The sequence below is a fragment of the Allomesorhizobium aridi genome, assembly GCF_043769475.1.
Lineage (GTDB): Bacteria > Pseudomonadota > Alphaproteobacteria > Rhizobiales > Rhizobiaceae > Allomesorhizobium.
In genome coordinates, this window is sequence record NZ_CP171729.1 from 1,470,579 (window position 1) to 1,490,392 (window position 19,814).

A 19,814-nucleotide genomic window follows, 5' to 3' on the forward strand; every position below is an offset into this window, starting at 1 on the left:
CAGGAGAATTTGATGAGTTATGCGCCGGCCGCCGATCGCTACGAAAAAACTCTTTACCGCCGCTGCGGCCGCAGCGGGCTCAAGCTGCCGGCGATCTCGCTCGGGCTGTGGCACAATTTCGGCCACGACATCGCCGCCGAGCGTTCACGAAAAATCCTGTTCACGGCCTTCGATCTCGGCATCACGCATTTTGACCTCGCCAACAATTACGGCCCACCGCCCGGTTCGGCTGAGGAATTTTTCGGTGGCGTGCTGAAGTCCGATTTCAGCCGCCACCGCGACGAGATGATTGTGTCGACCAAGGCCGGCTGGCAGATGTGGGAAGGGCCGTACGGCGATTGGGGCAGCCGCAAATATCTCGTCGCCAGTCTCGACCAGAGTCTGAAGCGGATGGGGCTCGACTACGTCGACATCTTCTATTCGCACCGTTTCGATCCCGAAACACCGCTCGAAGAGACGATGGGCGCGCTCGACGCCGTCGTGCGTCAGGGCAAGGCGCTTTATGTCGGCGTCTCGGCCTATACGAGCGCGCAGACGGCGGAAGCCGCGGCGATCCTGCGCCGCCTCGGCACGCCGGCAATCATCCACCAGCCGAGCTATTCGATGTTCAACCGCTGGACCGAGCATGACGGCCTGCTCGACCAGCTTGAGACCGAGGGCATGGGCTGCATTGCCTTTTCGCCGCTCGCGCAAGGCATGCTGACCGACCGCTATCTCGAGGGTATCCCGGCCGACAGCCGCGCCGCCGGAGGGCGCTTTCTGAAGACGGCGTCGATAACGGAAACGAATGTCGCCCGTGTGCGGGCTTTGCAGACGGTCGCCCGCCGCCGCGGCCAGACGCTCGCGCAGATGGCGCTCGCCTGGGTGCTTCGCGACCCGAGAATGACCTCCGCCCTTGTCGGCGCAAGCCGCCCCGAACAGGTGCGCGATGCGGTGGGAGCGCTCGCTAGCCTTTCTTTTACCAAGGAGGAACTCGCCGAGATCGAACCGCATGCGGTCGACGGCGCTCTTAATGCCGCCTGATCAACTCGCGATGCGGCCCTGCGGGTCCAAATGTAAGGGGACGACAAATGACCCGGTCGTTGTTGCAGCGAAGTAACCATTGAGTTACTATTGACCGTATGCGGAGGCTCCGCTTTCTGGCGCGGCTTCCGTGAAGACCAAGGGCGACGGCCCGAACGCTCAGGGAGGAGCAGCACATGAACAACCGCATTTCTCGGCGGGACTTCGGCCGCCTCACGGCCGCTGGCGCATCGCTTGCAGTTCTCGGTGGAATGATGACGCCGGCTCAGGCCGAAACCCGGCTCCGCCTTATCTGGTGGGGCAACCCGGACCGCGACCGGCGCACCAACGAGGTCATCGACCTCTACGTGAAGCAGAATGCCGACGTAGCCATCGATCCGGAAACATATGCCTGGAACGACTATTGGCCGAAGCTCGCCACGCAGGCGGCCGGGCGGAACCTACCCGACGTGATCCAGATGGACTACCGCTATATCTTCGAATATGCGCGGCGCGGCCAACTCGCCGACTTGACGCCGTTCGTCGGCAAGTCCGTCGACCTTTCCGACTTCGATCCGAACCAGCTCGCATCGGGCAAGGTGGATGATAAGCTCTACGGCATCTCGATGGGCGCCAACTCGATGACGCACGTCTACAAGCCGGCGCAACTGGAGCAGCTTGGCCTGCCCGTGCCCGACGCCACCAAGTGGACGATCGACGATTACGTCGCGATGGGCAAGGAAGTGAAGGGCAAGCTGCCGGAGGGGCTCTACTTCTCGGAGAACATGGCCTATCGCGAGCCTAGCCTGGAGACATGGGTGCGTCAGCGCGGCAAGGCGCTGTATACCGCCGACGGCAAGCTCGGTTATGAGCTCGAGGATCTCACCGACTATTTCGCCTTCTGGTTCCAGATGCAGGAGGACGGGCTGACGCCTCCGGCCGACCTGCAGTCGCAGGCCATCGCCTCCGGCAAGATGGAAGACACGATGTTCGTCACCGGGCACGCGGTGTTCGACTTCATCCACTCCAACCAGCTCGTGGCCGTGCAGAAGCTCGTCCCTGACGATCTCGACATCACGATGATCCCCAACCAGAAGGACGGCAAGCCGGGCCAGTACCTCAAGCCCTCGATGCTCATCTCGATGTCCGCCACGGCGGCCGATCCGGAGGCGTCGGCGAAGCTCATAAATTTCTTCATCACCGACGAGAGCGCTGCCGACATTCTTCTTATCGAGCGCGGCGTGACGGGCGACGCCAGCATCCGCGAGCGCATCGTGCCCAAGCTGTCGCCGACCGAGCAGAAGATCGTCGCCTATCTCGACGTGGTAGGCACGCATGTCGGCGACCTGCCGCCACCGCCGCCGAAGAATGCCGGCGAGCTCGACCGTGCTCTGCAGCCGGCCTGGGAGTCGGTGGCCTTCAAGAAGGTCGATCTGAAACAGGCTGCGAAGGACTATTACGAGAAGGCGAAGGTGGCGCTCGAACGCGCCTGACGGGATCGGCCCGGCATGGCCACGACCGTCACTGGCGAAATCGGTGCGGAAGGCCGTCGCGTCGCGGCGGCCTCCAACCTGTCCGCGCGCCTGGCCCGCTCCTGGCGCCGCAACGGCGCGGGCTACCTGTTCCTCACGCCCTGGCTGATTGGCTTCTTCGGCCTCACCCTCGGGCCGACGCTCGCCTCTCTCTATCTCTCGTTTACCGACTACGATCTCCTCACCCCGCCGCGCTGGGCGGGGCTCAAGAACTACGAATACGCCTTCTTCCAGGACGAGCGCCTGCGTCACGCTTTGTGGGTGACGTTTCAATATGTAATCTGGGCCGTGCCGCTGAAGCTCGCGGTGGCGCTGGCACTCGCCATGGCGCTCGACCGCAGCGTTCGCGGCGTCGGCCTCTACCGCGCCGCCTTCTATCTGCCGTCGCTGCTCGGTGCGTCGGTCGCCATCGCGCTTCTCTGGCGGCTGATTTTCGGCGCCGATGGGCTCGTGAACCACCTGCTCTTCGTGATCCTCGGCATCAAGGGGCCGGGATGGGTCACGCATCCCGACTACGCGCTGTGGACGCTGATCGCGCTTGCGGTATGGCAGTTCGGGTCGCCGATGATCATCTTCCTCGCGGGCCTGCGCCAAATCCCCCAGGACCTCTACGAGGCCGCCTCAATGGATGGGGCCGGGCCGCCGCGCCAGTTCTTCCGGATCACGCTGCCGCTGCTCGCGCCGGTCATCTTTTTCAATCTCGTCTTCCAGACGATCGAGGCGTTCAAGGCCTTCACACAGGCGTTCATCGTCTCCGGAGGCAGGGGCGGCCCGGTCGATTCCACCCTCTTTTATTCGCTCTATCTCTATATCGAGGCTTTCGAGAATTTTCGCATGGGCTACGCCTCGGCGCTCGCCTGGCTGCTGCTCGTGATCATCGGCGTCTTCACGGCGCTCGCTTTCCTCACGTCGCGCTACTGGGTCTATTACGAAGACGAGGGCCGCTAGATGACCATGCCCGGCACATCGCGAAAATCCGCCGCCTGGCGATCGGTCAGCCGCCACGTCATCCTGGTTCTCGCGGCCTTCGGCATGCTCTATCCGCTGATCTGGATGGCGGCGAGCTCCTTCAAGCCGGACAACCTGATCTTCACGCAGCCGAGCCTCATCCCGACCGTCTGGGACTTTTCGAACTATGCCAGCGGCTGGCATGCGCTACGCGTCGACTTCACGACCTTCTACAAGAACTCGTTCCTTATCTCGGCGCTCGCGGTGATCGGCAACCTCATGGCCTGCTCGCTGACGGCCTACGCGTTCGCGCGGCTGAACTTCCGTTTCAAGCGGTTCTGGTTCGCCATGATGATGGGCACGCTGATGCTGCCCTATCACGTGACGCTGGTGCCGCAATATATCCTGTTCCTCAACCTCGGCTGGGTGAACACGTACCTGCCGCTCGTCGTGCCGCGCTTCCTCGCGGTCGATGCCTTCTTCATCTTCCTGATGGTGCAGTTCTTCCGCGGCATCCCGCGCGAGATCGACGAGGCGGCGATCATGGACGGCTGCGGCCCGTGGCGCATCTACTGGCGCATCATGCTGCCGCTTTCCGCGCCGGTGCTTGCCACCGCCGCGATCTTCTCCTTCATCTGGACCTATGACGATTTCCTGGCGCCATTGATCTATCTGAATGACATGCGGCAGTACACGGTGCCGCTGGCGCTGCGGGCCTTCATCGACTCGAGCGGAGGCGAATCTCTTTATGGCGAGATGTTCGCGATGTCGACGCTGTCGCTGCTGCCGGTCTTCATCGTCTTTCTGGTCTTCCAGCGCCTGATCATCCGGGGCGTCGCGTTGGGAGCGCTGAAACGATGAGCCGGCTATTGAATATGGAAGGATTATGATGGCATCGCCTGGATTTGCATTCGCTGCTATCGGCCTGAACCACGGCCACATCTACGGCCAGACGGAGGTCATGATCAAAGCCGGCTGCCGGCTGAAGGCCTTTTTCGCGCCGGAGGACGATCTCGCCGCCACTTACAGCGCCAGATTCCCGGACGCCAGGCGCGTGGCCGACGAGCGCGCAGTCCTCGGTGACCCCGAAATCCTGCTCGTGATCGGCGCAGGCATCCTGGCCGACCGCACGCCGATGGCGGTCAGGGCCATGCGGCACGGCAAGGACGTGATGCTCGACAAGCCAGGCGCAACGACGCTGGAGCAACTCGCTGAACTGCGCCGGACGCAGGCCGAGACCGGCCGCATACTGTCCATCCTCTACTCCGAGCACTACACCCAGCCGGCCACGGTCGCTGCAGGCGAACTGGTCAAAGCCGGCGCGATCGGCAGGGTGGTTCAGACGCTTGGCCTCGGCCCGCACAGGATCGGCAATTATCAGCGCCCGGACTGGTTCTGGAAGCGCGAGCGGACGGGCGGCATCCTCACCGACATCGGCTCGCACCAGGTCGAGCAGTTCCTGTTCTTCACCGGCAGCGACCGGGCGGAAATCGTCGCCAGCCAGGTCGCCAATTTCGATCATCCGGATACGCCCGGGTTCGAGGATTTCGGCGATATGATGCTGCGCTCCGACCACGCAGCCGGCTATATCCGCGTCGACTGGTTCACTGCCGACGGCCTGCCTACCTGGGGCGACGGGCGGCTGTTCATCCTCGGCACGGAAGGGACGATCGAGCTTCGCAAATATATCGACATCGCCGGCAGGCCAGGCGCCAATCATTTGTTCCTCGTCGACCGCGCGGGGACCCGCCACATCGACTGCTCCGACACCAAGATCACCTATGGCGAGCAGCTTCGCGACGACGTGCTCAACCGGACCGAGACCGCGATGCCGCAAAAGCACTGTTTTCTCGCCACCGAACTCGCCCTGACGGCGCAGGCCAAGGCCCAGCGTATCGGCGGCGGCAGGCCTTTGGGAAAAACCGCATGAGCAGGCCTCTGAAAGTCGGCGTGGTCGGCTGCGGCGTCGGCGTCGGCCACATCAAGGGCTACCAGGAACTGCCGGACCTCTACTCCGTCGAGGCTCTTTGCGATATCGACCCGGCGCGAGCGGCGGCGATTGCGGGCGAGCACGGCGTTGGCGTGTCCGTCGGCGATTTCGATGCGTTCCTGGAACAGGAACTCGATATTGTGGATATCTGCACGCCGTCGGCGCTGCATTTCGAGCAGGCGAAGAAGGCGTTGCTGGCCGGTCGCCATGTCGTAGTGGAAAAGCCCTTCGCCAGTTCGCTCGCCGAAGCCGATGCGCTGGCCGACCTGGAACAACAGAGCGGCAAAAGGCTTTGCCCGGTGTTCCAGTACCGTTTTGCCGATGGGATCGCGCAATTGCTCCACCTGCGCGAGCGCGGCTTCGTCGGGAAGGCCTATACTGCGACGGTGGAGACGCATTGGCGACGGCTGCCCGCCTATTACGACAATTCATGGCGCGGCCGCTGGGCGACCGAACTCGGCGGCTGCATGATCACGCACGCCATCCACAACCACGACATGCTGACGCATGTGCTCGGCCCGATCCGGAGCGTCTTCGCCCGCACCTCGACACGGGTAAACCCGATCGAGACGGAAGATTGCGCGGCGGCCGTGCTGGAGATGGCGGACGGCTCGCTTGCCACTCTGTCGGTCACGCTCGGCGCGGAGGAGGATATGTCGCGGTTGCGCTTCTGCTTCGAGGGGCTGACGGCGGAGAGCAATCGCAGCCCGTATAATCCCGGCACGGCGCCGTGGCGCTTCATTGCCGCCGATCCGGAACGTCAGCGGGCCATCGATGCGGCGGTCGCCGAAGTCGAGCCTGCGCCTCAGCGCTATGCCGGCCAATTCCTGCGGCTGCACCGGGCGCTCACCGAAGGCGGCAGGCTGCCGGTCTCCATCGCCGATGCGCGGCCGTCGCTGGAACTGATTACCGCCGCCTATCATTCGGCGCGCACGGGCGAGGCGGTGCGCCTGCCTATCGGGCGGGATCATCCGCTCTATGCCGGCTGGCTGCCTCGACCGGACAGGGAGGTGGCGTGATGGCAAGCCTGGAACTGCGCAACGTTGTCAAGCGGTTCGGCGCCATGGAAATCATCCACGGCGTTGACCTGACAATCGAGGATGGCGAGTTCGTGGTCTTTGTCGGTCCGTCCGGCTGCGGGAAGTCAACGCTGCTCAGGATGATCGCTGGGCTGGAGGGGATATCCGCGGGCGAGGTCTATATCGACGGCGAACTGGTCAACGACATCGCCGCCGCCAAGCGCGGCCTCGCCATGGTCTTCCAGTCCTACGCGCTCTATCCGCATATGACCGTACGGAAAAACCTCTCCTTCGGCCTCGAGACCATGGGCGCCTCGCGCGAAGAGACGAAGCAGCGAGTGGCGCAAGCCGCCGAAATCCTGCAGATCGATCCGCTTCTCGACCGCAGGCCGGGGCAGCTATCGGGCGGCCAGCGCCAGCGCGTCGCCATCGGCCGCGCCATCGTGCGCGAGCCGCGGATTTTCCTGTTCGACGAGCCGCTGTCAAATCTTGACGCCGAGCTTCGGGTGCAGATGCGGGTGGAGATCAACAAGCTGCACCGCAGACTGGGGACGACGATGATCTTCGTCACGCACGACCAGGTCGAGGCGATGACGCTCGCCGACCGGATCGTGGTGCTGCGCGCCGGTGTGATCGAGCAGGTCGGCACGCCACTCGATCTCTACAACCATCCCGCCAATCTGTTCGTAGCCGGCTTCATCGGTTCGCCACGCATGAATTTCCTTGCCGCGGAGATGGTTGCCAGTGGCGGCGAGACGCGTATCCGGAGCAAGTCCGGCCTCGATCTGGCTTTTCCGGCGGTCGATCCTCGCCAGGAAAAAGTAACCTTCGGTGTCCGGCCGGAGCATCTCAGGATCGTCGATCCGGCCGGCGCAATGCTCACCGGCGAAGTGCAGATCGCCGAGCATCTCGGCGGCGAGACCTTTGTCTATGTGGCGCTGGCGTCGGGAGAGACTATCGTCGTCGAGATCAAGGGACAGGCGGCCGTCCAGTCAGGCGAGCGGGTGGGCATAGAAGTGGACGTGGCCGCCTGCCATGTTTTCGGTGGTGACGGGCTGGCGATCAGCCGTGATGCCGGCTCCAAGGAACTCGGTTCCGCTGACGCCATCGAACAGGCGCCGGCCCAGGCTGCGCCGTTATGACCTCGGACTCGGAACGGTTTAGCCGACGCATTGACGGAAGCCCCAACCTTAAGGCACGGCGGAGGGAAGCGGGGCAGGGTCCGGATATGACGAACAGCGAGGCGAACGCGTCCGCCGCTGGCGAAAAGCCGGCAAAGAATCGGCGCGGTTCAAGCACTGCAGGTGCGACGCGCGATCCGGAGCGCACACGCGCCGCAATCCTCGACGCAGCCGTCCGCGAGTTCGCGACAGAAGGCTTTGGCGGCGCCCGGGTCGACGCGATCGCGGCGCGGGCCAAGATCAACAAGCGGATGCTCTACCACTACTTCGGCAACAAGGAGGACCTCTATCTCGCTGTGCTGGAGGAAACCTACCGGGGGATTCGCGTTGCCGAGCGCAAGCTGCACCTGGAGGATTTGCCGCCGGACGAAGGCATGCGGCGGCTGGTGACCTTCACCTGGGAGTATTTTTTGAAAAATCCGGAGTTCCTGTCGCTGCTCAACACCGAAAACATGATGCGCGCGCGCCACCTGAAACGGTCAAAGCGCATCCAGGAACTTCATTCGCCGCTGATCGGCCTGATCGAGGAGTTGCTCACGCGCGGCGCGCGCGAAGGCCTGTTCCGCTCCGGTGTCGACCCGGTTCAGCTCTACGTGACGATAGCCTCGGTCGGCTTCTTCTATCTGTCGAACCGCTGGACGCTGTCGACCATCTTCGGCCGTGACCTCAACGCGGACGCCGCCCTCAAGGAGCGCGGCGCGCACATCGTTGAAGTCGTGCTCGGCTATCTGAAGCCCTGACCGCAAACTGCTGCGAATGCCCTTGACCATGGGGGATTTCCGAGTCAATCTTGTAACCGGATAGTTACTTGAAGCCAGGCCAAACTGGCCGGTTGATATCAGCAGGCGTCTCACGGACGCCTAGCGCGAGGGAGGCGCGAATATGGCTGAGCGGCGCATCGGCATCGTCATGCACGGCATTACCGGCCGCATGGGTCTCAACCAGCATCTGATCCGCTCGATCGTGGCGATCCGCGCGCAGGGCGGCGTGGCGCTGGCGAACGGCGACCGGCTGATACCCGATCCGATTCTGGTCGGACGTGATGCCGGCAAGGTCGAGGCGATCGCCAAGGCGCACGGCATCGAGCGCTGGACCACTGATCTTGGCGCCGCTCTCTCCAATCGCTCAGACGAGATATTCTTCGATGCCGCGACCACCCAGATGCGGGCCGAACTCATCGGCCGCGCGATAGATGCCGGCAAGCACGTCTATTGCGAAAAGCCGATTTCCGACAAGCTGCATGTCGCCCTGGCGCTCGCCAGAAAGGCCAAGGCGGCCGGCATCAAGCACGGCGTCGTGCAGGACAAGCTGTTCCTGCCCGGCCTGAAAAAGCTTGCCATGCTGCGCCAATCGGGGTTCTTCGGCCGCATGCTCTCGGTGCGCGGCGAATTCGGCTACTGGGTGTTCGAAGGCGATTGGCAACCGGCGCAGCGCCCGTCCTGGAATTACCGCAAGAAGGACGGCGGCGGCATCATCCTCGATATGCTGTGCCACTGGCGCTACGTGCTCGACAATCTGTTCGGCGAGGTGAAATCCGTCTCATGCCTCGGCGCGACGCACATCCCGACCCGCGTCGACGAACAGGGCCGCAAGTACGAGGCCGACGCCGACGACGCGGCCTACGCGACCTTCGAACTCGAGGGTGGCGTCATCGCGCAGGTGAACTCGTCGTGGGCGACGCGGGTGCGCCGCGACGACCTCGTCACCTTCCACGTCGATGGCACCCACGGCTCGGCCGTTGCCGGGCTGACGAAATGCTGGACCCAGCACCGGGTCAACACGCCGAAACCGGTGTGGAACCCCGACATCCCGCAGACCATCGATTTCTTCGGCACGTGGGAAGAAGTGCCCGACAACTGGCCTTCCGGCAACGGCTTCAAGGAACAATGGGAAATGTTCCTGCGCCATGTCGCCGAGGACGGCCCGTGGAAATACGATCTCGTCGAGGGCGCCAAGGGCGTCCAGCTCGCCGAACTTGGCCTGAAAAGCTGGCAGGAGCGGCGCTGGCTCGACGTCCCGGCGCTGGAGATCTGATGACCGAAATCCGGCTTCCTACCGCCGACCGGCGGATCGAGCCCTACGCCATGACCGGCGAGCCGATCCGGATCGAACGGCGTGACGCGGCTTCCTTCCCTCGCATTGCATTCGCCGCCGCTCATGTCGTCGCCGATCCCCTGGCCGACAACGATCCCTGGCTCATGCCGGCTATCGACTGGGACAAGACGCTTGCCTTCCGCCACTATCTTTGGGATCTCGGCCTAGCGGTAGCGGAAGCCATGGACACCGCGCAGCGCGGCATGGGACTCGGCTGGCCGGAAGCACGGGAGCTGATAAGCCGCTCGGTCGCCGAGGCCAAGAGCCGGCCCGGCTCGGTGATCGCCTGCGGCGCCGGCACCGACCATCTCGCTCCCGGCCCAGATGTCACGATCGACGAAATCATCCGCGTCTATGAGGAACAGGTCGAGGCGGTTGAGGCAGCCGGCGGGCGCATCATCCTGATGGCGAGCCGGGCGCTCGCCGCGGCGGCGAAGGGCCCCGACGATTACGCCCGCGTCTACGACCGTGTACTCTCTAATGTGAAGGAACCGGTGATCATCCACTGGCTCGGCGAGATGTTCGATCCCGCCCTCGAAGGCTACTGGGGCTCCGCCGACCACTGGGCGGCGATGGACACCTGCCTCGACGTGCTGTCGGCGCATGCCTCCAAGATCGACGGCATCAAGATATCGCTCCTGTCCAAGGAAAAGGAAATCGCCATGCGCCGGCGTTTGCCCAAAGGCGTGCGCATGTACACCGGCGACGACTTCAACTACGCCGAATTGATCGCCGGCGACGCCGAGGGTCATTCCGACGCCTTGCTCGGCATCTTCGACGCCATCGCGCCCGCGGCTTCCGCTGGTCTTGCAGCGCTCGGGCGAGGCAGCCAGAACGAGTTCTTCGACATCCTGGAACCGACCGTGCCGCTGTCGCGGCACATCTTCAAGGCGCCGACGCGCTTCTACAAGACCGGCGTCGTCTTTCTCGCCTATCTCAACGGACTCCAGGATCATTTCGTCATGATCGGCGGCCAGGAGAGCGCCCGTTCGTTGCTCCACCTCGCCGATCTCTTCCGTTTCGCCGACCGCGCTAGGGTGCTCCATGATCCGGAGCGGGCCGCCGCGCGAATGGCCAAGGTATTGGCGGTGCACGGCGTCGCGTGACGCCGCCGGTCCGGCCCGGTCGGGAGCGTTCCCGTCGAGCCGGCATAACAACAAGGGAGGAAGACCATGTTGAAAAGAACAGTGCTTGCCGCCGTCGTCGCGGCGTTTCCGTTTGCGGCGTCGGCCCAGGATTATCCGTGGAAGCCGGACCGCCCGATCACCGTGATCGTACCCTGGGCGGCCGGCGGCTCGACCGACCAGGTGGTGCGCGTCACCGCCGGGGAAATCGAAAAGGCGCTCGGCCAGAAGGTGGTAGTCGTCAACACGCCCGGCGCCTCCGGCTCGATCGGCACCAAGGCCGTTATCGACGCGTCCAAGGACGGCTACACCTGGGGTTCCGGCGCAGCCAAGGACCTCGGTACCTACGTCGTCAGCGGCCTGGCCGACACCAAGGTCGAAGACTGGCGGCTCTATCTCAGCGTCATCAACGTGTCCGTGCTCAGCGTCAATCCGGACTCGCCGTACCAGACCGCGGCCGAACTGGTAGCCGCCATGAAGGAGAAGCCCGGCGCGGTTTCGGTCGCGACCGCCGGCATCAACTCCTCCGGCCACGCCGCGGTCGAGGCGCTCACCCAGGCGCTCGGCCTCACCTACAAGCATGTCAGCTACGACGGTGGCGCGCCGGCGGTGAACGCGACGGTCGCCGGCGAGACCGAGGTGACCACGCAACTTGCCGTCGAGCAGGCCGCCATGCTGCGCGCCAAACGGCTGCGCCCGCTGGCGGTGCTGTCGGACAAGCCGCTCGAGCTCGAAGGCTTCGGCACGATACCGCCGATCACCGAAGCGGTCGCAGGCTTCAGCCCGACGGACAATTATTTCGGCATCTTCGTGCCGAAGGGCGTGCCGGCGGAAGTCACCCAGACGCTCGACATGGTCTGGGAGAACGTCATTTCCAAGTCGGAAGCACTAAAGGCCTACGCGACCAAGAACGGCGCCATCTTCGCCGCGCCGCATGGCGAGAAGGCGGTCGAGGCGGTAACGCCGGCGATCCGCGTGACCGCCTGGCAGCTCCACGCGGCCGGCAAGTCGAAAGTCGCGCCGGACACGGTCGGCATTCCGAAGCCCTGATCTCGACGACTGACGGCGGCCCGCTCTCGCAGCGGCCCGCCATTTCGGAGTTGTAATGGACGATCGCAAGCCTTCCGCCTTCGCCGATCTCGTCTCCGGCGCCTGCTGGGTCGCTCTCGCCGCCGCGATCATGATCGGCTCCTGGCGGATGGACCGCCTGGAGCATTTGCAGGCGAGCATCTATTCCGCTCCCGGCGTCGTTCCCGGCCTGATCGGCGTCGCGCTCGCTCTCATGGGTTTGGCGCTGATGCTGCGCGCCTGGCGGGCAGGCGCGCTTGCAGGGGCGGGCCGGCCGCGGATCGCGTGGAGCGAACAGGCACGGCTTCTCACCGCGGTCGCGCTCTGCCTCGCCTTCGCCATCGGCCTTGTCGGCCGAGGGCCGCCGTTCTGGCTCGCTGCCGCGATCTTCATCGCGGTCACCGTCTTCGCATTCCAGTTCCCCGGGCGCCGTCCCGGCGGGACGCTTGCGCGCGGCGCGCTTATCGCCGTCGTCTATGGCCTCGTGTCCGGCTACGCCGTCCATTACGTGTTCCAGGAACTGTTCCTGGTCAGGTTGCCCTAGCCATGGGCATGTTCGACGGCCTCGTCATGTTCGGCCACTCGATCGCGAGTTTCATGACGCCGACGGCAATCGGCTACGCGCTCGTCGCTACGCTGGTCGGCCTCATCATAGGCGCGCTGCCAGGCCTCACCGCCACGATGGGCGTCGCGCTGATGACGACCATGACGCTGACGCTCCAGCCCAACGACGCAATCCTGATCCTGATCTGCACTTATGTCGGCGCGATCTACGGCGGCAGCCGCAGCGCGATCCTGCTCAACATCCCCGGCACCCCCGCCTCCGCCGCGTCCTGCCTCGACGGCTACGCTCTGGCCAGGCAGGGGCTCGCCGGCCGCGCGATGGGCATTGCCACCTCCGGCTCGGTGCTCGGCACCTGGATCGGTATGCTGTTCCTTGCGACGCTGACGCCGGTGCTCGGCGAAGTGGCGCTGAAGTTCGGCGCCTACGAGTTCTTCTGGCTCGCCATGTTCGGTGTGGTGATTTCCGGCAATCTGACCGGGGACGATCCGCTGAAGGGCTGGATTGCCGGTTTTGTCGGTCTGTTCATCGCCACCATCGGCCAGGAGGGGCTCTATGCCCACGACCGCTTCACCTTCGGCTACCACGATCTCTCGGGCGGCATCGCGCTTTTACCGGCTCTGGTCGGCGCATTCGGCTTCGCCGAGGTGCTGACGGTGATGCGCGACAAGCCGCGCGAGGTGATCCTGAACAGCTTCGACACCGTCATCCCGCGCATCCGCGACGTGCTGCAATACTGGCGCACCATCATCCGCTCGGGCGTGATCGGCACCGGCATCGGCATCATTCCCGGCGTCGGTGAGGACGTGGCGGCATGGAGTTCCTACGCCGCCGCCCGCCGCGCCAGCAAGGAAAAGGAAAAATTCGGCAAGGGCTCGGTCGAGGGGTTGATGGCGGCCGAGACCGGCGACAATGCCTGCGTGCCGGGCTCGGTCATCCCGGTGCTGACGCTCGCCGTGCCCGGCTCGGCGCCGGCCGCCGTGCTGCTCGCCGCCATGCTGATCCACGGCGTCCAGCCGGGGCCGCTCATCATGATCAACTCGCCGCAATTCGTCTTCGACGTGGTGGCGATGATGCTGATCGCCAGCATCGGCATCCTGATCTACGGACTGACACTGACCAACCTCCTGATCAAGATTCTGCAGGTGCCGCAGACGCTGGTGATGCCGGTGATCTTCGTGCTCTGCGTCGTCGGCTCCTTCGCGCTCGCCTCGCGCGTCTTCGACATCTACGTCATGCTGTTTTTCGGCATCGCCGGCTTTCTCCTGCGCCGGCTGAACTATCCCATGGCGCCGTTGGTGCTCGGCATCGTTTTGGGCGACCTCCTGGACAAAAACCTGCGCCGCGGTCTTGTGCTCTCCGACGGCGACCTGACGCCTTTCTTCACGCGGCCGATCAGCGTCGTGCTATTCCTGCTGGTAGCGGGAACCGTCCTGCTCAACATTCCGATACTCCACCGCGCCGCTGTAGGCCTCTGGACGCACGCGAGCGCTCCCTTCCGCCGGATGAAGAGCCCGGACAACCCGACATCGCGGAGACCGCATGACTGAAACCGTCGAGGGACTGTCGATCAATCTCGCGACAGTGCGCCAGCAATGGGGGTTCGTCGAGGCGGTGGAGGGCTGCCTGCGCCATGGCATCCGCGCCATCGCGCCCTGGCGCGACCAGATCGCCGCCGCCGGACTTGATGAGGCGGCGCGCATCGTGCGGGAGGAGGGGCTGCAAGTCACCGGCCTGTGCCGCGGCGGCTTCTTCCCGGCGCCTGACGCCGCAGGTCGCCGGGCGGCGATCGACGATAACCGCCGCGCCGTCGACGAAGCCGCGGCGCTCAATGCCGACTGCCTAGTGCTGGTCGTCGGTGGCCTGCCGGAAAGCTCACGCGATATAGCCGGCGCGCGGCAGATGGTGACGGACGGCATCGCCGCTCTCCTTCCGCATGCGGCTGCCGCCAAGGTGCCGCTCGCCATCGAGCCGCTGCATCCGATGTACGCCGCCGACCGGGCCTGTGTGAACACGCTTTCCCAGGCGCTTGACATTTGCGACGTGCTGGACCCGCAAAAGACCGGCGCGCTCGGCGTCGCGCTCGACGTTTATCACTGCTGGTGGGATCCGGAACTGGAGGCGCAGGCGCTGCGCGCCGGGCCGGAGCGCCTGCTGGCCCACCACATCTGCGATTGGCTTGTGCCGACCCGCGACATGCTCACCGATCGCGGCATGATGGGCGACGGCGTCATCGACCTGCCGGCGATCCGCCGCATGGTGGAAGCCGGGGGCTTTTCAGGCCCCCAGGAAGTTGAGATCTTTTCCGCCGAAAACTGGTGGAAGAAGCCTGGCGACGAAGTTCTGGCGACCTGTGTCGAGAGATTCCGCACGGTCTGCTGACTTCGATGCCGCGTAGGCAATCTTGCCGCTAAACTCCGTCCAGCCATTTAAGGTCGTCCGGCGAAAGCGCTATGTCGAGCGCCCGCAGGCTGTCGTCCAGTTCGCCAAGCGTGCGCGGGCCGATGAGCGGGATGGACGGGAATGGCTGCGCCAGCACATAGGCAAGCGCCACATGGATCGGGCTCTTGCCAAGCTTGGCGGCCAGCTCGATCGCGCGGTCGCGGCGGCCGAAATTCCTGTCGGAATACCAGACGCGCACCAGTTCTTCATTGTCGCGCTTGTCTCGTCCGGCGCGCTCGGTGAAGAAGCCGCGCCCTTGGCTCGACCAGGCAAAGTTTGGCATCTGCCGGGCGGTGAGCCAGGCCTTCCATTCGTCGCTGGAGGAGGTGATGCAGCCCGGCCAGATCGGCTCCAGCATCTCGGCGAGCGAGAAATTGTTGGAGAGCACACCGGGCCGCTGCCTGCCGTTCCTGTCGGCATAGGCGATCGCCTCGTCCATGCGCTCGCGCGTCCAGTTCGAGCCGCCGAACGGTCCGCGAATGCGGCCGGCCTTCACCTCGGCATCCATCGCGTCGACGAATTCGCCGATCGGCACCTCCGGATTGTCGCGGTGCATGAAGTAGATATCGACATAGTCGGTCTTGAGCCGATCGAGCGACTGGGTGAGCTGCTTTGCAATGACATCGGGATAGCAGACAGGGGTATGCGCGCCCTTGCCGATGATGACGGACTGTTCTCGCACGCCGCGGTTCTTCAGCCAGTCGCCCAACAGCGCCTCGGTCCGGCCGCTGCCATAGACGAAGGCGGTATCGAAGATGTTGCCGCCGGCCTCGTAGTAGGCATCGAGCAGGATCGAGCCCGACGAGAAGGTGCGGAAGTCCTCGAAGCCGAGAGCCAGAACCGAGGCGGGTCGGGGGAGGCCGGGAATCTGGCGCTTGGCAATAGCGGTTCCATTGGGACCGAGCTTTCGTCCGGAGATCGTGTTGACCCGTTTTTCGGCCTTTTCCACCTCGTATTCGAGGCCGACGGCGGCGCGCCATTTGTCGAGCACGCCGAGATTGCCGAGGCTGTCGGCCCAGCCCATGCCGGGCCAGGCGAACTCCTGCTTTCCGGCCAAAATGGCGTCGCCCGCCGCATCTACTTCGAAGGCGTAGAGCCAGCCGCTTTCGGTGACCTCGATGACCTCGCTGCCGTTACCGGCGCGGATGATGGTGATTTTTCCGGTGCCGCCTTCCTTGCCGCCGGCGTACCAGAAATCGGCGACTTCGATGCGGCCGGTCGAGCCGAAGATCCGGAGTACATTGTCCTGGTTGAGTGAGATGCTGCAGGAGACTTCCGCGACGATGCCGTTGGGAAAATGCAGCACCGCGGAGGCCCATTCGTCGACGCCGGATTGGCCGAGATGGGCCGCGCCGGAGACCTGGTCCGGCTCCAGAAACGGTTGCCCGGCGGCGGCGCCCGCGATCAGCCGCGCCATTGAGACGGGATAGCCGCCGACATCCAGGATGCCGCCGCCGGCGAGTTCGCTGGAATAGAGCCGGTGTTCGGGCACGAAGCCCGGCATGGCGAAGCCGAAGCTCGACTTGATCATTTTGATGTCGCCGATGATGCCGGACTTGACCAACTCCACCAGCTTCAACGTCTGCGGATGCAGGCGGTACATGAACGCTTCGCCGAGGAAGGTGCCGGCCTTGCGGGCGGCATGGATCATCGCGTCCGCCTCGAAGGCGGTCAGCCCCATCGGCTTTTCGCAAAGCACATGCTTGCCGGCTTCGGCGGCCCTGATCGCCCATCGCGCATGGTCCGGATGCGGCACTGCGATATAGACGGCGTCGATGTCCGGATCGCAAAGCAGCGCCTCGTAACCCTCCACGATGCGCGCGCCCGGGAAAGCTTCGGCAAGGCCGGGCTTGCCTGGATTACGGGTCGCGATTGCCGCCAGCCTGCCGGTTCGCGAATGGGCGACGCCACCGGCAAAGGCCTTGGCGATGTTGCCGGGGCCGAGAATGCCCCAGCGTACGGGTGAAGACGCAGAATTCATGGAAATCTCCTTGGATGAACCGGGCATGCCCGGGCGCCGCGCCGCTGCGGCGGATGTAAACAGGTCAGCGCAGCCTGAGGCCGGCGCTGTCGAACAGGTAGGAATGGGTTGCCCGCAGCGAGACCGTCATCTGATCGAGGCTTGCCTCGTGCCGCGATTCCTCGCGCTCGATGACGAGTTCCTCGCCGCCGCCGGCATTGGCGTAGACGTAGCTGGTCGACCCCAGATGCTCGGCAACGTCGACCTTGACCGTGATGTCGCCGTCGCCGCGGCCGGCTAGCCCGAAATGCTCGGGCCGCACGCCGAGGATGACCGCCGCGCCGACTGCCGGCAGCGGACCGCCGAGGGGCTTTTTCAGCGTCGCATTGCCCTGGTTCACGAGCTTGACCGTCACCGCGCCATTGCTGCTCTCCACAACCGTACCGGCCATGAAATTCATCCTGGGCGAGCCGACGAAGCCGGCAACGAACTGATTGTTGGGATCATCGTAGAGATCGAGCGGGCGGCCGATCTGCTCGATATTGCCGGCGCGCAGCACGACGATCTTGTCTGCCAGCGTCATCGCCTCGGTCTGGTCGTGCGTCACATAGATCATGGTAACGCCGAGTTCCTTATGCAGGCGCGCTATCTCGACCCGCATCTGCACGCGCAATTCGGCGTCGAGGTTGGAGAGCGGTTCGTCGAACAGGAACACCTGCGGATCGCGCACGATGGCGCGGCCGATGGCGACGCGCTGGCGCTGGCCGCCGGACAATTGCCGCGGCCGGCGCTGCATGAGTTCGGAAATGCGCAGGATATCCGCGGCGCGGCCAACGCGGCGTTGCGTGTCGGCCTTGTCGTTGCCGGTCATGCGCAGGCCGAAGGAGAGGTTCTGCTCGACCGTCATATGCGGATAGAGCGCATAGGACTGGAACACCATGGCAATGCCGCGCTCGGCGGGCTCGACGTCGTTGACGACCTTGCCGCCAATCACGACCTCGCCGTCGGTAATATCCTCGAGCCCGGCGATCATGCGCAGAAGGGTAGACTTGCCGCAGCCCGAGGGACCGACGAAGACCACGAACTCGCCATCGGCGACTTCCAGGCTGGCGCCGTGGACGACGCTCATCGTACCGAATTTCTTGACGACGTTGTTGAGCGAAACTGCGGCCACGCGGCCTCCTCCTATTTGACCGCGCCGGCGGAGATGCCGGCGACGAAATGGCGTTGCAGGGCGACGAACAGGACCAGCATCGGCGCAGTCAGCATCACCGCGCCGGTCATGATGCCGCCCCAGGAAACCTTGGTCAGTCCGATCAGGCTGCCGAGCGCCACCGGCGCGGTCATCATCGCCGGCTTGCTGTTGATCAGCAGCGGCCACAGATAATTGTTCCAGCTATGCAGGAAGAGAATGATCGACAGCGCGGCGACTGCCGGCCGCGCCAGCGGCAGGCCGATGAAGAAGAAGATACGCCATTCCTTGACGCCTTCAACGCGAGCGGCGTCGAACAGTTCGTGCGGCATCATCTGAAAGCTCTGGCGCATGAAGAGGACACCGAGCGAATTGAAGAGCGGCGGCACAATCAGCGCGAACAAGGTGTTGTGGAGCCCGAAGTCGCGCGCCACCATGATGAATTGCGGGATGACGACGACGAAGTAAGGCAGCGTCAGCGTGCCGAGAATGGTCGCCAGAACGACACCCTTGCCTGCAAACCGGTAGCAGGCGAGCGACCAGCCGGCCATCGAAGTCAGGGCGACGGACAGGAAAGTGTAGGCCGCGGCCACCAGGATCGAGATCGTGGTCGCTCGGATAAAGCCGGTGTCGCTCTCCAGAAGATTGAAATTCTCCACGAACTGGTCGGACGGTGTGAGGATGATGTCGCGGCTGAAGATGCCGTTTTCCGGCAGGGTCGAGAAGACGAACATCATCCACAGCGGAAACAGCCAGATCAGCGCGAGCGGAACGAGCGCCGCGTGGAGCGCGATCCCGCGCCTGCGTTCGGCGGAGGATTTGCTTCTCATTCGCGTTCCTTTCCAAGCCAGAGATTGAGGAGCGAGATGGCGACGGCTAGAGCGGTGATGGTGTAGGCGATCGCCGATGCGTAGCCGAAGTTGAAGGCGCCGAAGCCTTGCCGGTAGAGGAAGAGGCCGAGCGTCTCCGTCGCCTGGCCGGGGCCGCCCCGGTTGGTGATCAGGAACGGCTCGGAAAAGAGCTGCATCGTGCCGATGACGGAGATCACCACGCAGAGCACGATGACGGGCTTCAGCAGCGGCAGCGTGATGTAGAAGAACTGCCGGACCTTCGAGACGCCGTCCAGCGTCGCGGCCTCGTAGACGTCTTCCGGTATAGATTGCAGCCCGGCGAGGATGATGATGGCGTTGTATCCTGCCCAGCGCCAGGTGAGCGCGATGATGATTACCGCCATCGCCGCATTCGGATCGGAAAGCCATGGAATGCTGGTAAGGCCGGTGGCCACCAGCAACTTGTTGATGATGCCGAACTCGTTGAACAGCAGGCGGAACATCGCGGCGTAGGCGACCTCGCCGACCACCACAGGAGCGAAGAAGGCGAAGCGGAACAGACCGCGAGCCTTGAGGATCGGCGAGTTCAGAAGGACGGCCAGCACCGTAGCTAGCGCGATCATGGCCGGCACCTGGATCACGAGTATCAGCAGTGTGTTCCAGAGCGCGTTGGCGAAAGCCGGATCGACGAGCAGCCGGCCCCAGGTCACCCGGGGATTGAATGTCCAGTTTGCGGACCGGGTGTTCAGGAAGGACAGCCAGAACGAGTTGACGATCGGCCATATCCAGAACGCCAGGAAGACAAGCAGATAAGGAGTCAGGAAGGCATAGGCCGTCCGCGTGCGTAGCCGCATGTTCGGGTTCCAGGTG

Annotated in this window: 18 protein-coding genes; 14 read left to right on the plus strand and 4 right to left on the minus strand. The window is 64.4% G+C overall.

What is annotated here, in order from left to right; genetic code table 11:
• The first annotated feature begins 12 nt into the window (after positions 1-12).
• The 14 genes from mgrA to ACG873_RS09300 all read left to right on the plus strand — a co-directional run bounded on the left by mgrA (position 13) and on the right by ACG873_RS09300 (position 14,902).
• Complete coding sequence (gene mgrA, locus ACG873_RS09235; RefSeq protein WP_394891442.1) at positions 13-1,023, plus strand: L-glyceraldehyde 3-phosphate reductase; 1,011 nt, start codon at positions 13-15, stop codon at positions 1,021-1,023.
• A 176-nt stretch (positions 1,024-1,199) separates the two neighbouring features.
• Positions 1,200-2,495 carry an ABC transporter substrate-binding protein gene (locus ACG873_RS09240; RefSeq protein WP_394891443.1) on the plus strand — a complete coding sequence of 432 codons (1,296 nt, stop codon included), beginning with the start codon at positions 1,200-1,202 and terminating at the stop codon, positions 2,493-2,495.
• Positions 2,496-2,510: 15 nt separating this feature from the next.
• A complete protein-coding gene (locus ACG873_RS09245) occupies positions 2,511-3,482 on the plus strand; it encodes a carbohydrate ABC transporter permease (protein WP_394891444.1) in 972 nt (323 codons plus the stop codon).
• A complete protein-coding gene (locus ACG873_RS09250) occupies positions 3,483-4,343 on the plus strand; it encodes a carbohydrate ABC transporter permease (protein WP_394891445.1) in 861 nt (286 codons plus the stop codon). It begins immediately after the preceding gene.
• A 28-nt stretch (positions 4,344-4,371) separates the two neighbouring features.
• Positions 4,372-5,412: a Gfo/Idh/MocA family protein gene (locus ACG873_RS09255; protein WP_394893413.1), complete on the plus strand. Its 1,041-nt coding sequence runs from the start codon at positions 4,372-4,374 to the stop codon at positions 5,410-5,412.
• A complete protein-coding gene (locus tag ACG873_RS09260) occupies positions 5,409-6,491 on the plus strand; it encodes a Gfo/Idh/MocA family protein (RefSeq protein WP_394891446.1) in 1,083 nt (360 codons plus the stop codon). Before ACG873_RS09255 ends, ACG873_RS09260 begins: the two co-directional genes overlap by 4 nt.
• Positions 6,491-7,633 carry an ABC transporter ATP-binding protein gene (locus tag ACG873_RS09265; RefSeq protein ID WP_394891447.1) on the plus strand — a complete coding sequence of 381 codons (1,143 nt, stop codon included), beginning with the start codon at positions 6,491-6,493 and terminating at the stop codon, positions 7,631-7,633. Before ACG873_RS09260 ends, ACG873_RS09265 begins: the two co-directional genes overlap by 1 nt.
• A gap of 86 nt (positions 7,634-7,719) precedes the next feature.
• Positions 7,720-8,412, plus strand: a complete 693-nt coding sequence (locus ACG873_RS09270) for a TetR/AcrR family transcriptional regulator (protein WP_394891448.1) — start codon at positions 7,720-7,722, stop codon at positions 8,410-8,412.
• 142 nt (positions 8,413-8,554) lie between these two features.
• On the plus strand, positions 8,555-9,706 hold the full coding sequence (locus ACG873_RS09275) for a Gfo/Idh/MocA family protein (protein ID WP_394891449.1): 1,152 nt from the start codon (positions 8,555-8,557) through the stop codon (positions 9,704-9,706).
• Complete coding sequence (locus ACG873_RS09280) at positions 9,706-10,872, plus strand: dihydrodipicolinate synthase family protein (protein ID WP_394891450.1); 1,167 nt, start codon at positions 9,706-9,708, stop codon at positions 10,870-10,872. The genes ACG873_RS09275 and ACG873_RS09280 overlap by 1 nt, the downstream gene beginning before the upstream one ends.
• A 66-nt stretch (positions 10,873-10,938) precedes the next feature.
• Positions 10,939-11,940, plus strand: a complete 1,002-nt coding sequence (locus ACG873_RS09285) for a tripartite tricarboxylate transporter substrate binding protein (protein WP_394891451.1) — start codon at positions 10,939-10,941, stop codon at positions 11,938-11,940.
• 55 nt (positions 11,941-11,995) lie between these two features.
• Entirely contained in the window at positions 11,996-12,502 is a 507-nt protein-coding gene (locus ACG873_RS09290; protein ID WP_394891452.1) for a tripartite tricarboxylate transporter TctB family protein, read from the plus strand.
• Between the two features lie 2 nt (positions 12,503-12,504).
• The gene (locus ACG873_RS09295; RefSeq protein WP_394891453.1) at positions 12,505-14,070 is read left to right on the plus strand and encodes a tripartite tricarboxylate transporter permease; all 1,566 of its coding nucleotides are present in this window, start codon (positions 12,505-12,507) and stop codon (positions 14,068-14,070) included.
• The gene (locus tag ACG873_RS09300) at positions 14,063-14,902 is read left to right on the plus strand and encodes a sugar phosphate isomerase/epimerase family protein (RefSeq protein ID WP_394891454.1); all 840 of its coding nucleotides are present in this window, start codon (positions 14,063-14,065) and stop codon (positions 14,900-14,902) included. The genes ACG873_RS09295 and ACG873_RS09300 overlap by 8 nt, the downstream gene beginning before the upstream one ends.
• A 28-nt stretch (positions 14,903-14,930) precedes the next feature.
• Here the strand turns inward: ACG873_RS09300 and ACG873_RS09305 are convergent, their stop codons facing one another.
• The 4 genes from ACG873_RS09305 to ACG873_RS09320 all read right to left on the minus strand — a co-directional run bounded on the left by ACG873_RS09305 (position 14,931) and on the right by ACG873_RS09320 (position 19,798).
• Complete coding sequence (locus tag ACG873_RS09305) at positions 14,931-16,943, minus strand: aldo/keto reductase (protein ID WP_394891455.1); 2,013 nt, start codon at positions 16,941-16,943, stop codon at positions 14,931-14,933.
• Between the two features lie 64 nt (positions 16,944-17,007).
• Positions 17,008-18,096 carry an ABC transporter ATP-binding protein gene (locus ACG873_RS09310; protein ID WP_394891456.1) on the minus strand — a complete coding sequence of 363 codons (1,089 nt, stop codon included), beginning with the start codon at positions 18,094-18,096 and terminating at the stop codon, positions 17,008-17,010.
• Positions 18,097-18,107: 11 nt separating this feature from the next.
• Entirely contained in the window at positions 18,108-18,944 is an 837-nt protein-coding gene (locus ACG873_RS09315) for a carbohydrate ABC transporter permease (protein ID WP_394891457.1), read from the minus strand.
• Complete coding sequence (locus tag ACG873_RS09320; protein WP_394891458.1) at positions 18,941-19,798, minus strand: carbohydrate ABC transporter permease; 858 nt, start codon at positions 19,796-19,798, stop codon at positions 18,941-18,943. Before ACG873_RS09320 ends, ACG873_RS09315 begins: the two co-directional genes overlap by 4 nt.
• Between the last annotated feature and the right edge of the window lie 16 nt (positions 19,799-19,814).

Bases quoted from the DNA above. Each gene is read 5' to 3' on its own strand.
- ACG873_RS09290 (WP_394891452.1), top strand. From the start codon at position 11,996: ATGGACGATCGCAAGCCTTCCGCCTTCGCCGATCTCGTCTCCGGCGCC.
- ACG873_RS09255 (WP_394893413.1), top strand. From the start codon at position 4,372: ATGGCATCGCCTGGATTTGCATTCGCTGCTATCGGCCTGAACCACGGC.
- mgrA (WP_394891442.1), top strand. From the start codon at position 13: ATGAGTTATGCGCCGGCCGCCGATCGCTACGAAAAAACTCTTTACCGC.
- ACG873_RS09295 (WP_394891453.1), top strand. From the start codon at position 12,505: ATGGGCATGTTCGACGGCCTCGTCATGTTCGGCCACTCGATCGCGAGT.
- ACG873_RS09315 (WP_394891457.1), bottom strand. From the start codon at position 18,944: ATGAGAAGCAAATCCTCCGCCGAACGCAGGCGCGGGATCGCGCTCCAC.
- ACG873_RS09305 (WP_394891455.1), bottom strand. From the start codon at position 16,943: ATGAATTCTGCGTCTTCACCCGTACGCTGGGGCATTCTCGGCCCCGGC.
- ACG873_RS09275 (WP_394891449.1), top strand. From the start codon at position 8,555: ATGGCTGAGCGGCGCATCGGCATCGTCATGCACGGCATTACCGGCCGC.
- ACG873_RS09300 (WP_394891454.1), top strand. From the start codon at position 14,063: ATGACTGAAACCGTCGAGGGACTGTCGATCAATCTCGCGACAGTGCGC.
- ACG873_RS09280 (WP_394891450.1), top strand. From the start codon at position 9,706: ATGACCGAAATCCGGCTTCCTACCGCCGACCGGCGGATCGAGCCCTAC.
- ACG873_RS09240 (WP_394891443.1), top strand. From the start codon at position 1,200: ATGAACAACCGCATTTCTCGGCGGGACTTCGGCCGCCTCACGGCCGCT.
- ACG873_RS09250 (WP_394891445.1), top strand. From the start codon at position 3,483: ATGACCATGCCCGGCACATCGCGAAAATCCGCCGCCTGGCGATCGGTC.
- ACG873_RS09265 (WP_394891447.1), top strand. From the start codon at position 6,491: ATGGCAAGCCTGGAACTGCGCAACGTTGTCAAGCGGTTCGGCGCCATG.
- ACG873_RS09270 (WP_394891448.1), top strand. From the start codon at position 7,720: ATGACGAACAGCGAGGCGAACGCGTCCGCCGCTGGCGAAAAGCCGGCA.
- ACG873_RS09320 (WP_394891458.1), bottom strand. From the start codon at position 19,798: ATGCGGCTACGCACGCGGACGGCCTATGCCTTCCTGACTCCTTATCTG.
- ACG873_RS09285 (WP_394891451.1), top strand. From the start codon at position 10,939: ATGTTGAAAAGAACAGTGCTTGCCGCCGTCGTCGCGGCGTTTCCGTTT.
- ACG873_RS09260 (WP_394891446.1), top strand. From the start codon at position 5,409: ATGAGCAGGCCTCTGAAAGTCGGCGTGGTCGGCTGCGGCGTCGGCGTC.
- ACG873_RS09245 (WP_394891444.1), top strand. From the start codon at position 2,511: ATGGCCACGACCGTCACTGGCGAAATCGGTGCGGAAGGCCGTCGCGTC.